The organism is Bacillota bacterium, from assembly GCA_013314855.1.
In the GTDB taxonomy this organism is placed as follows: domain Bacteria; phylum Bacillota; class Clostridia; order Acetivibrionales; family DUMC01; genus Ch48.
In genome coordinates this window covers 1-12456 of record JABUEW010000119.1, presented here as the reverse complement: position 1 = coordinate 12456, position 12456 = coordinate 1, and the positions used below count along the sequence as shown (strand labels likewise).

General features: G+C 38.0%; 12 protein-coding genes. 10 read left to right on the top strand and 2 right to left on the bottom strand.

Annotated features, from left to right (window positions below; genetic code table 11):
* Positions 1–769: 769 nt before the first annotated feature.
* The 3 genes from HPY74_16555 to cas6 all read left to right on the top strand — a co-directional run bounded on the left by HPY74_16555 (position 770) and on the right by cas6 (position 2381).
* Positions 770–967, top strand: a complete 198-nt coding sequence (locus tag HPY74_16555; protein NSW92255.1) for a DUF2281 domain-containing protein — start codon at positions 770–772, stop codon at positions 965–967.
* A gap of 221 nt (positions 968–1188) precedes the next feature.
* On the top strand, positions 1189–1539 hold the full coding sequence (locus HPY74_16550; protein NSW92254.1) for a type II toxin-antitoxin system PemK/MazF family toxin: 351 nt from the start codon (positions 1189–1191) through the stop codon (positions 1537–1539).
* Between the two features lie 62 nt (positions 1540–1601).
* Positions 1602–2381: a CRISPR-associated endoribonuclease Cas6 gene (gene cas6 / locus HPY74_16545; protein ID NSW92253.1), complete on the top strand. Its 780-nt coding sequence runs from the start codon at positions 1602–1604 to the stop codon at positions 2379–2381.
* Between the two features lie 440 nt (positions 2382–2821).
* Here cas6 and HPY74_16540 read toward each other — a convergent pair whose 3' ends face one another.
* Positions 2822–4261 carry a transposase gene (locus tag HPY74_16540; GenBank protein NSW92252.1) on the bottom strand — a complete coding sequence of 480 codons (1440 nt, stop codon included), beginning with the start codon at positions 4259–4261 and terminating at the stop codon, positions 2822–2824.
* A 360-nt stretch (positions 4262–4621) separates the two neighbouring features.
* On the opposite strand from HPY74_16540, the gene HPY74_16535 reads away from it, so the two are divergent.
* The 4 genes from HPY74_16535 to cas3 all read left to right on the top strand — a co-directional run bounded on the left by HPY74_16535 (position 4622) and on the right by cas3 (position 11228).
* A complete protein-coding gene (locus HPY74_16535) occupies positions 4622–6685 on the top strand; it encodes a CRISPR-associated protein (GenBank protein ID NSW92251.1) in 2064 nt (687 codons plus the stop codon).
* Positions 6686–6707: 22 nt separating this feature from the next.
* A complete protein-coding gene (locus HPY74_16530; GenBank protein ID NSW92250.1) occupies positions 6708–7790 on the top strand; it encodes a type I CRISPR-associated protein Cas7 in 1083 nt (360 codons plus the stop codon).
* 2 nt (positions 7791–7792) lie between these two features.
* Positions 7793–8554: a CRISPR-associated protein Cas5 gene (gene cas5 / locus HPY74_16525; GenBank protein ID NSW92249.1), complete on the top strand. Its 762-nt coding sequence runs from the start codon at positions 7793–7795 to the stop codon at positions 8552–8554.
* Between the two features lie 154 nt (positions 8555–8708).
* Entirely contained in the window at positions 8709–11228 is a 2520-nt protein-coding gene (gene cas3, locus HPY74_16520) for a CRISPR-associated helicase Cas3' (GenBank protein ID NSW92248.1), read from the top strand.
* Here the strand turns inward: cas3 and HPY74_16515 are convergent.
* Entirely contained in the window at positions 11133–11522 is a 390-nt protein-coding gene (locus HPY74_16515; protein ID NSW92247.1) for a hypothetical protein, read from the bottom strand. The two genes, cas3 and HPY74_16515, sit on opposite strands and share 96 nt — an antisense overlap.
* A 183-nt stretch (positions 11523–11705) precedes the next feature.
* Between HPY74_16515 and HPY74_16510 the strand changes: the two genes are divergently transcribed.
* The 3 genes from HPY74_16510 to HPY74_16500 form a co-directional block, all read left to right on the top strand.
* The gene (locus HPY74_16510) at positions 11706–11831 is read left to right on the top strand and encodes a hypothetical protein (GenBank protein ID NSW92246.1); all 126 of its coding nucleotides are present in this window, start codon (positions 11706–11708) and stop codon (positions 11829–11831) included.
* Positions 11828–12109, top strand: coding sequence for a MoaD family protein (locus HPY74_16505; GenBank protein NSW92245.1), 282 nt, complete (start codon positions 11828–11830; stop codon positions 12107–12109). The genes HPY74_16510 and HPY74_16505 overlap by 4 nt, the downstream gene beginning before the upstream one ends.
* A gap of 237 nt (positions 12110–12346) precedes the next feature.
* Positions 12347–12456, top strand: a 110-nt coding sequence (locus HPY74_16500; protein NSW92244.1) for a DUF3842 family protein, incomplete at its 3' end; no start/stop codon positions are given.

The window sequence follows — 12456 nt, the reverse complement described above, 5'->3', positions numbered from 1 at the left end:
TAACCAGGGCAAAGGAAATGGTTGTTCTAGTTGGGACCAAAAAAGCCCTTGCCATAGCGGTTAAAAACAATAAAGTAGCTGAAAGGTATTCATATCTCGCCCAGAGAATAAGGGAGGCTTTTAACAGCGGGGTAATCGGCTGTTAGTGCCCGCTAAAGGAGGTAACGATTCATTTCCTGTTAGTTACCGGCCTGAGAGGGGTTAATGTTCTTACCGGTTTTTTGAGGATGTATACAGGGCATGTCTGCTGGCCGGTGACTGGGTGGAGGTATTTTTATATTTTTAGACTATTCTGACTGAACTGACTTGTTAATCTTAATTAGTACTTTCGGGGAGGACAAACATATGCTTAGTGTAATTGTTTGAGCTTTCTGGTTCTGATAATAACCGTATGACTTTGCTTTGAAGCGCATTAGATGCCGGACTAGGTGCCAAAAACTTATAAGGGTAATGAGTGTTGTTTTCTAGTTTAATGTCCGCTTTATGCTCCACACCTAAAAAATGATTTAAAAAGACTCGGTTTTAGGATATAATAAATATATATGACTATATACTTTAATCAGGATACGGCAAGTCCAATTGAATAAATGGCAAACACATAAGCGACTGTTAATTTGGCTCCTAGCCTGTGATGGCGGAGAGCTAAATTCCAGAGTGAGCGGAGCTAAGAGCGGTGCGAACGGCAAGCGGAGGGATGCCATTTATAATTCTCCCTGAGCTAAGGGGATAGTCATATAAATATATAAATTGATTATGAGGTGAAGTACGCTTGCGGATACCAAAAGAAAAGATTGTTGAACTTATATATAGTTTACCAGAAAAAGAATTGTCCGAAGTTATTGATTTTATTGGCTATTTAGTGGCCAAACGCAACAAAGAACTTTTAAATGATTTATTGCTAGCCAGCGAAAGCTGTCTGGATTTTTGGAATAATGAAATAGACGATCAAGTATGGGATAATGAATAAAGGAGAAAATATGTATAATAAAAAGAAAAATTTAGAAAAAAGGCCATATTGTGCCTTTTTTCTCGTTTATGCTTTTATTTGAGTATTGATAAACTTTAATTCATATAATATTGTAAAGATGTTATCTAGTTTTCTTAGTAAAGAATTGAAACCAATATTATATTAATTAATACTTCATAGCCTACCTATAAGGATTACATGAAAAAATTTGGAGGTTAGCCATGGTCTTCGAACAAGGTGATATTTTGTTATTAAATATTCCTTTTACAGATTTTTCTTCTAAAAAGATCCGACCGGTCTTGGTGCTTTCAAACACAAAGCTAAATCGGAAAACGGATGACCTCATAGTTGCTGCAATTACTTCAAATATCATGAATAAGCAGAAATTTTCTATTGATTTTACTAACAAAGACTTAATTGACGGACATATCAAGGTGCCTTCATGTATATTGACGAATAAAATTTTTACCATATCCCCAAAAATTGTATATAAGAAAATTGGAAAAATCAGTTCTCAGAAGTTTAAACAAGTCAAAATGAAATTAAATACTCTGTTTAACTTGGATTCTTGATTTAAGTTTAGTAGTTTTTGTCGGAGTATGTGGTATTATATTACAATTCCTGGAGGATCACCATGCGACTACTAATTGAGTTTTCTTGTCCTGATAATAGTAACCTCATAACTTTGCCGGTTCATTACAACCATATGGTCCAATCGGCTATCTACGCTACCTTAGACGGTACTTTCGCCGAATTTCTGCACGATACAGGATTTGAAGGGAGCGGACGCCGATTTAAGCTCTTTACATTTTCCCGTTTAACCGGGGTTTATTACTTTAATCCTTCTACAGCAGAGATTACTTTTAAGTCGCCGGTTAAACTGATTGTCTCTTCTCCAATGGACAAGTTTTGCGAATCCTTGTTAAACGGATTGCTGACCAAAAACAATTTAAGAATTGGCCCTGTTGTTCTCAGCCTTCAGAGGGTAGAAGTGGACAGGCCGTTGGTAGCGGATGGGGCAAGCACACACATGCAAAAGCAGATACGTGTGAAAACACTTTCACCGGTGGTAGTTTACAGCACCTTACTCAGGCCGGAGGTGGGCAAATATACCTGTTACTTTCAACCCGGAGATGGCGACTTTTCCCGTTTAGCCAAAGAAAACCTTTACAAAAAATACCAGGCTATCTATGGAGAAGTACCCCCGGAAGGAGAGGTCCAGATTAAGCCTCTGCGCCAGCCGAAGCTGCAAATTATTAAGTATAAAGGTTTTGTAATCAAGGGATATTGTGGGATTTTATCCATGAGTGGACCGGCCTCACTTCTACAAATAGCAGTTGATGCGGGATTAGGGGCAAAAAACAGCATGGGCTTCGGATTGCTTGAAATGATAAATATAGAAAAGAGTAGCTGAGAGCACATCAATATTTCGGCTGTTAGAAACAGTTAGTAAAAAATAGTAATCAACTACTACTTAAAAGAGTATCTCAAAACCTGGTTTTATATCATAAAAAAAATACAATTAATAAAGGACTTTCTATTTTTTTATGGAAGATAAAAGATAAAAAGGAAAATACCTAAAAATTAGTGAACCAAATTAAAAACTTCAACTATGAAACAATAATATTTTGAGTAATTTCGAAAACAGTCAATAATTCCCTGTAAAAAACTAACAAACCCAACAAAAAAACCAATAAACCATAACCATTTACCAAAACAAGGAAGTAAAGGACAAAAAAACAAGTAAACAGCAATACTTACAAAAATAAAACCCCAAAAATGGCAATAACAAACTAACCCTTTAAAAAAGCCATTTTAAAAGGTAAAATATAGAAAATAATTAACTTTGGGATTCTAAGCTGCAAAAGCCTTACCCAAAACCTCAGCCCAGATATCAAAATGTTCTTTTTCAGCCTTAGCAACCCAAGCATCAAGATGACAATTCATAGCAGCAAAATGAATAAACAAATACCAATTCTTGCGGCTTCTAACGTGAGAGCGTTCAATCTCATAATCATTCTTAATCCGCTTAAACGAGCGTTCCGAAGAAGACCGCATAGCATAAACCTTGCGCCACGCTTTAGAATCCCTGGGGGTTTTAGTAAAAAGCCTTAAATCATCCTGAGGCTTAGTATAAACCGTACGCCCATAAGGGGAATCAGAACAAGGGCAATCACAAGAAATGTTTTTTCTAACACGTCTGCTGCCGGCTTTCAAAGGGCATCGCCACTTCAAACGACTGCGACTTTTATTAAAACCACAAAAACACATAGCATAACCCTTAGGGCAAATAGGAACACCATACTCATTAACACTGACCGAAGGCAAATCCTTAAAATTGCCCTTACCCTTAGAATTTAAATCAATAAAAGGCTCAACACCCCAAAACTCACAAAGCTCATAAAAAGGATAAGCATCATGAGCAGAATCAGCAATAAACTTAGAAATACCCAAACACGGATAAAGCTCCCTAAACTCAGCCAAAGAAACAATACCTGTTACAGAATCATGGCGGCGGGCCTCAACAAGCCTAATATACATTGGGAGTTCACCAACACTTGATGCTGCAGTCAAAACATAAGGAGAATACCCATAGTAATACTCATTACGGTAACTGTTCCAGCCCCAAGAAGCCTCAGGATCAGAAAAACGACGCATACAATCACAACTAAAAATACCCTTTTTCCTACAATCACAAACCTTAACACCATATGGGCTGGATCCCGTTCTCAAAGAAGAGCCATCACCCGACAGCACAAGGTTCAAAGGATCCGGGATCATGCCCATATAGACAGAAACATCCACAACACAGCGGGCGAAAATCTCCTGAATAAGCTTTTCAGCCCGCAGGGGGAAAGGTAATCTACCACTCTTAACCCTTTTACACAACTTACCTACAACCCCCGGATGTTTAACAGGCTGCTTCTGTCCGGTTTTGAACTTTTTCCCTGGCTTTCTAATAGGAGACCTCAATTTACGCCATCTTTTAATCCTGGTCTTCCTATCCTCAAGCCAGAGCCTATCAAAAAAATCATAAAACGTTCCCACACCTGGCGTATTATGAGGCTCAAAGCCGGACAAAACAGCCAGAATATCATCAGAACGAAGAGCCTTAACCCATTTAGTAACACTGTGGTATCCAAGATCCAACATCAAAACCAAAGACCTTAAAATACACACAGGATCATATTTAACAGGCCTACCCATAGAAGAAGAAAAACATTTGTACAACAAACAAGCAGCAGGATCCAAATTTAAAAACCAAACCTTAGACAAAGACCTAGAGAAAAACATAAGCCTTTTTGAATCAACAACCCACAGCAGAGGAACCTGCTGCCGCAAAAATTATTTAAACTCAACATGAGAAGAACATTTTGTAAGCATAAAAGAATCACCCTCATTTATTAAAGTAATGGTAAAAAATACCATCCACTTCAATTATGGGGATGATCCGAAAAAGTCAAGTATGAATATTAGCATATATTCGCATCAATCACAAGTATACTCATAATATCTCATGATATCTATAAATATCAACTATTTTTGCAATAGAGACAAGTGGAGGTAAAAAAATAATAGCCCTCGTGAGAGGGCTTGAGAATAAAGGAAACTGAGTTTCCGAAAATCTACATTTTATATGGGGAGGTGAATATGTTGAATTTACCGCAATTAACCGCATACATTGGGAAAAACGCTAATGTAGGCGGAAATAATGAGTTTAGTTCTTTGATAAAAGGTTTGAAAGTTAAATTAAAAGAAGAGGATCTGCCTTATACAGTATTTTTGGTTTTTGATTTGCAGAATAAAGAGATCAACTTCGAAGTGAAAGATGAATTTAAAGAGAAGCATTTGGATGAGTATTACTATTTTGGTAATAATTCAGCTGCTGCAGCTCAGTACTACTTAGTTCGAGAATCAAATTCGCTCAAATATTTACTGGGAAAAGTATGGACGGATCTTTACCAAACTTTGTCCCGTTATAATCTTCAAGACCGGGAAATGGGACAATTATTAAAAAAACTGGCAGATCAGAGTTATATCTTTATTAATAAAAAAGACGGATGGGGTATTAACCCGGACAAATTGACTATTATCAAAGAACAACCTCAATTAGAAGTAGAGCTGCTTTCAAATAGTGTAAAGATTAAGGCGCCGGAGCAAGAGGAAAAAAAACTAAATTATGAGTCTTTTATCCGATTATTCATTAAGGATGAGAATAAACATAACCGGTTTGTCTTAGTAGTTCCTGTAGTGAAAATGGAAAGTGGGGAAGAAGTGGTTTTATCTACCCATAAGGATTATTTGGAACTGGTTAAGTTGGTGAATAATTTAGGGCCAAGCTCTTCTGAAAAAAAACCGGGGGAAAAAGAGAAGGTTTGTTATCTTTGTGGCCGAACCCGAACAGATGTATCCAGCAAGTATTCGAAAAAATTCAGCAGATCCGGGATAAATAAAATATTTACAACCACTACAATTAATACCTCTCCGTACCTTCGCGATTTCAATTATGATTATGTGTATGCCACTTGCCAGGAATGTTACCAAAAGTTGTTGGCCGGGGAGAAAATAATTTCAGAGCGTTTTAAGGGAAGGATAGCGGGTGAAGATGTATTTATCATACCGGAAGGACTGTTTGGGAATTTTGATTATAATCATCTCTATAAATTAAAAAAAGATATAGACTTGGCTTTTCAAATTTCCAAGGCTGATGAGTGGCTGCAACAACTTGAAACAGGAGCAATGGGGGACAACTTAAACCAATATGCTTTGAATTTCATATTTTACCGTTCTGATGGCAACTCAGTAACTATTTTGGAAACAATCGAAGATGTTCCTGTACTCCGGTTTCAGAGGATACTGGAAAAGCTCGCTGAGGAAGCTTTTAAATTACAAGCACATTTGCGAAGTATGTCTATCGGCCATATCTACCGGATTATACCGGTACGTATCAACCGTCAAGGTGAACAGTTGGATATCGGACGGGTACTGTCTTTTTATAAAGCCCTTTTAAATGGGGAACAGGTAAAAGCCGGAAATTTATTTAGTTATGCGGTGGAAGCTTTGGACAAAGGTCTGCGGCAGTTAAGCAAGGAGAAAATTGATAATTTTATTAACTTGAATTTGCGACGGTACCAGAACGGCTACGAAGACTTTTATATTAAAAATATAATTATGAGATATTTGGTTCTAATCCACACCTGTCAGGGGTTCGGCATTTTAGATAAAAAAGTTTTTGGAGGGGGAGAGAGAATGAATGAGGAAATAACAACCGGCTCGGAAAAAGTTGATTCTGCCATCAAAAACATGGAAGCTTTTCTTTACAGGCAAGGTTTATGCCCAGAAGCCAGAGCCCTTTTCTATGTGGGAGTTTTACTGTACAGGGTAGCTTTAGCGCAATGGTTTAAAGAACATAAAAAAAAGCCGGTATTAAAAAAAGTGCATTTCCAAGGAATGAACCAAAAAGAAGTCTATCAACTGTACAACGACTTATTGGAAAAATTAAGACAATATAACAGATGGAGCTTGTTTTCCGAAGCTGTAATGAACAGGTTTCACCATTATTATTCCGGAAATTTCGAACGGAAATGGCCTTTAAGTGAACAGGCCAATGTCTTCTACATTATGTCCGGCTATGCTTATATGGTGGGCACGAAAGCCCCTGACTTAACTCCGGAAGAAGAAAAAGCCCAGGAAGACATTGTTCCTGAAGAAAATTAATTTTAAGGAAAGGATGATACAAATGATTATCAACCGAAACAGCGAGTTTTTGTTTGGGTTTCAGGCGACAATGACGAACCCTAATGGGGATCCGGATCAAGAGAACAAACCACGCATGGACTATGATACTTCTACCTTATTAGTAAGTGATGCCAGGAGAAAGCGTGACTGCCGGGATTTTCTAAAAAATAAGGGTTACCAGATTTTTGTTGACACATTAGCGGATAAAAAAGTCCCTATGGACACAATGTTTGAGTATGTTAGAGATAGTTGGCTTGGTGACAAGAAAAGAATGGAGCAACTTTTTGCCGAAAACCAAAGTTTAAAACAAGCCTGGGAAGAAATGTTGGGAAGGGACGAAAATTATAAAGAAGCTTATCTGAATAAACTCGAAGAATTAAAAAGCAGTAAGAAAACCAAAGAGCTGGCCACTGTCAATAACCTTTTTCTTACCGAGATTATTAAACGCTCATTAATTGATATACGGTTATTCGGAAGCGCCATGGCTGTGGAAGGAGTAACACGGACCTATACCGGTCCGGTCCAAATTTCGTGGGGATACTCCTTACACCCGGTTGAACTGGTCAGATCCAGTACAATAACCAGCATCATGAATGAAGACAGCTCGACTTTTGGGAAGAAATATAAAGTATATTATGCTCTAGTGGCTCATTACGGCACAATGAACAAATATAGCGCCAAATTAACGGGTATGACCGAAGAAGACCGCGACCTTTTCCGACATGCTTTAGTACAGGGTTTAATGACCAACCAGACAGACAGCAAACAGGGACAAGAACCCCTGTTTTACCTGGAAATAGTTTATAAGCCTGAATATGATGTTTATCTGGGCGATCTGCGACGGTTTGTCGACGTGAAAGAGAATAAAGAGGATGACGCCAGTAGAGAAGTAACTATAAGGAGCTTAAATGATTTGACCGTTGATTTCCACGGTTTAAATCAAGTTATTACTGACCTGAAAGACAAGGGATATATCGAAAAGGTTATTGGCTGGATACACCCGGTTGCGCAAGAGGGTCGTCTGCTCAATATACCGGCTTTTGATCCAGTTGACCTTTGGGAGCCGATACAAAGGGGAGAATAAAAATGAAAATTTTCTCGTTTCACTTGCGGGGAAAGATGGCCCATTTCCGGAAATATTACTCTAATTCATCGGCTCTTTCGTATTTTATACCTCCGCGTACAACTGTTGCCGGTATTTTGGCCGGATTATTGGGGAGAGAACGGGACACATACTACCATGAATTTTCCTTGGAAAAATGCCAAATCGCTCTGGCGACTCGGGCGCCGATAAAAAAGTGTATGCAAAAATTGAATCTGTTAATGATAAAAGGCGATAGGGATTTTAACGGTTCCGCGGAATACCCGAGCCAAACGGCAACCGAATTTATTATCCCCCATAACCTGCAAAAAGGATATATTGATTATCAAATCTGGGTTGTCCATGAGGATGATAAGGTTATGACCAAATTGGAGAACCTGATAAAGAAGGATTTTGTGGGATATTTCAGCAAAGGAATTAGCGTGGCTTTGGGTACGGCATATAACCTTGGCTGGCTAGAAAAAGGCCGACTAATAGAAGGAAAGGAGATTAAAGCAACGACTGTCGTTAATATTAATTCCGTTATTCCGCAGAAAAAATGCGTGGAAATAGTTGTTGACGAAGTAGCTGACGGACAGTACCGGCTTATAAAGGAAGAAGTGCCGTTAGAATTTGACAAGGATCGAAAGATAACCCCGCATGGATTAGGTAATATGATAATTAATCTGACCGGGCAACCGGTTAAAGTAAATATTGATTCTTTTGTCTGTTTGGAAAACGGAGAAAACATCACTTGGATGGAGTAGCTAGCTTTTACCGTAGCATGCTGTTGCTACGGTAATTTCTTACTACACTAACGTTTTTAAGGTAAGAGGATAATAGCAAATGGCAGAATGGGTATAACTTTTATAAGCAAACAAGAAAAGTTTGCCTAATCTGAAAGTCATTGAGGTGATGCTCTTGGAATACTATGCTCATTATGACAAAGAAAAAAGAATTAAGCAATTATTATGCGAACATTTGGCAGCTGTAGCCCGGGCTGCTCAAGAAAAAATTCCGACGGTGGTAAAGTTTAAAAGCCTGAATAACCAAGAATTAAAGACTATTTGTTATTGGCTTGGGTACTTTCATGATTTAGGTAAATATACTGATTATTTTCAGAGGTACTTATTGTATGAAATAGAATCAGCTTTAAAAAACCATGCCCATATCTCCGCCTGCTTTATATATAATTTTTTACAACAAAAACTTTTTCCAACAGGTGCTGATTTAACTGGGAAAATTATTTTGTTTCTTTCGTATTTGACTGTTAGATTACATCACCTCAATCTTCGAACAAACGGACTGTTTTCAATCGAAAATGAAAGAAGAATATGGCATGAAGTCGAAGAAATTGAAAAACATCTAAAAAACAAGGTCGAGGAGATAATAATTGATTTGGGTTTGGAAAAAGAGATTCCTCTTGAAGAGTTCGCCGGTTACTTACAGATTGAATCCCTACGTAAAAAAAGTACGGATTTTAAATTAATACCCCAACTTTTTCAAACCGGCCGGATTCAGGAACCTGAGTGGTATTTTTTCCTTGTTTATCTTTTTTCTCTCCTGATTGATTTAGACAAGTTAGACGCTGCTGAGCTAAAGCCGAAAAAAACCATTACTGTTTCTCCGGAAAAAGTAAACCTTTATCTGCGAAATAAGCAAAAAGGAGTTAGTACTTTAAACACAGCAACAGAGTATACTTTTCTTGACCTGCGGGAGAAAGCGCGTCGTTCGATAATGGCTGTGGTTGATGCTCTCACTGACGATGAGATTCGAAACACCCGGTTTTTTTTGCTTACCGCTCCTACTGGAATCGGTAAGACTTTATCTTCTCTGCAGTGTGCTTTGCGGTTGCAGGAAAGAATAAAACAGATTGAAGATTACACCCCGCGTATTATAACTGCTATACCTTTTATCAATATAATTGAACAGCACCGGAAAGACTATGAACAAGTTTTCGGACAAGATGTGGATTTAATAGTCCACCACCGTTTATCTGATTTTTCAGCAAGAGATAATGAGCAGGAAGAAATACCTATAGATAAAGCATTATTAGAGGTTGAGTCATGGGAAGGAGATGTTATTCTTACGACGTTTGTTCAATTGTTTCAATCAATTTTTACCGGCAATAACAGGTTATTAAAAAAAGTTAATAAATTGGCGGGCAGTATAGTAATTATCGATGAAGCTCAGGCTGTTCCGGATGATTACATGCCTTTGGTTGGTGCCGTTTTACAAAAAATGGCCGAATATTACGGGACCCGTTTCATTCTTATGACCGCCACTCAGCCCAAATTATTGGAGTTTGGAACTTTACTCAACCCGGAGGGGAAAAAACTTAAACCCGTTACTCTCCTGCCGGATTATGAACAATATTTCCAAAAGTTGAAACGAACAAAGCTGATTCCTTTACTAGAAAAGAAGCGTAATACTGAACAATTTCTCGAGCTGTTTTTTGAAAAGTGGGACCAGAAGTCATCGGTTCTGATTGTCGTCAATACTATTAAGAGAAGTATTGATATATTTAATGAAATTAACAAAGCATTAAAAGAACAAAAAATTAAGGCCAAAGTTTATTATTTGTCAACCAACATTATACCGAAAAAGAGAAGAAAGGTAATAAATATAGTTGAAAAGAGGCTGAAAAAAAGAAAAAATTCTTCTGGCCAAAAACCGGTAATCTTGGTTTCTACGCAAACCATTGAAGCTGGGGTGGACCTTGATTTCGATATGGCCTTTCGGGATTTGGCCCCACTTGATTCAATTATTCAAACTGCGGGACGGGTTAACCGGGAAGGTAAAAAAGGAAGTTATTTACCGGTATATATTATCCAATTAGAGGCTGACAGCCACTATATCTATCCTTTTATGCAACGGGAAGATACCATAAAGCTTTTAACCCAGCAAGAAGAAATTTTGGAACCGGAGTACGGAAAGCTGACCGAAGAATATTATGCGAATATCTTAAAAAGAGGTGTCAAAGATAAAAAACTCTGGGAAGAAGGTATTTTAAAACTTGATTTTGATATTATACAGGAATTTCGGTTGATAAAAGATTTGGGAGATGTTCATGATGTTTTTGTCGAAGACGGTAGTAAAATGGCTACGGCTTTGGCTGATGTTTATCAAAATTTATTAAATTTTAAAGACAACGTTGATCCCGATAAGATGGAAATTATCGCCCCGCATTTAAAAAAGATGGTGTTAAAGCCTTTAGGGATTTATGAACGAAAGGCTTTACTAAAGCTGGTTTCGGCAAAAATGAGCGATTATATTATTCAGGTAAGAGTTAAAAAGCTTATAACTAACAGACCGCCATCTTTTGAGGCACGAGGAGGGGTGTCTTCACCGATCTTTTGGATACCTCCAGCTCAAAGAAAAAGTTTTTATAATGAAAAGACTGGTTTCATTAGTGACTCTAAAGAGGTTTTTGTTTGGTAAATTGGAAGCATTTATTCCCAAAATATGTAAATTTCGAGCTACCTCTTTTATAAAAGTTAGCAGCTTCTCTGTCCTTTGTACCTGTTCTTCCATTTCTTTTCGCAAAGTATCGATTAGCTCCATCCCTTTAGCCAATTCCTGGGCAGAAGCCGCCAGCTCCTCTGTGGAAGCAACAATTTGTTCACTGGTAGCCGATAGAGATTGGGTAGCTTGTTCAAGCATTCCTTGGTTTTTTAGGCTCATTGCCAGGGCCAGACATCCGATTACCTGGTCTGCTTCATCTTTTATGGGCACAGCAACAGATTTAAAAGGAACACCGTATACTTCTTTTGACAGAACTGACCTTTGGATCTCTCCGGAAATTTTGCCCTTTTAATACCGCTATTTTCAGGAAATTTTTTCCTTTTATTGTGTTCAAGCTGTAATTCACGACAAGAGTATTCTACCAGAAAGCGCTCTCTGTCTGTTTTGGATCTCATGCTTGATGAATACTATGCTGAAAGAGGCTGGGATAAAAACGGAATACCAACCAAAGAAAAACTAGCAGAATTAGGGCTTGAAGATGTTATTAAAGATTTAGAAAGACAGGGTGCCTATAAATGATCGGTATAAAGATTGTAGCTGCCATGGATATTGCTGAACTTATAGGGGGACGTGAAAAGGAAATATTTTTACCGGAAGGCTCTTCAATTAGCGACCTTTTATCAGAGTTGGAAAAGAAATACGGGGAACCTATTACCAAATTCCTCTATAGAACAAACAGGAGTTTGGCTCAGGTGGTATTGTTGAATGGGGAAAATATTACATTTTTAGAAGGAACAAAAACTAAGCTTAAAGATGGAGATGAAGTATTTCTGGTCCCTAATGTTCTCGGAGGATAAACAGTCCCCTCTAAGAAAGCCGGGAAGAATCCCGGCTTTTTATTATACCCACTGGTGGCTTTCTGCTCATTTCTATTAAAGATAGAGAGTTTCCAGACCTTTAATCTGTAGACGGTTTGCCAAAACTTTGATATAATAGAAGCTGCCTGAAAGTTAAATATTGAAATAGCGGCTGAAACGGGGGAATTAGCCCATGAAGGGCTTGAATATACAATAATGTAATGGAGGCATAAGAGAGTGAACATAGGGGTTATCGACGGTATGGGAGGCGGTCTCGGAAGCCAGATAATTGAAAGCTTAAAGAAAGAAATAGATGATTCCGTGAAGATCATTGCCCTGGGGGTGAA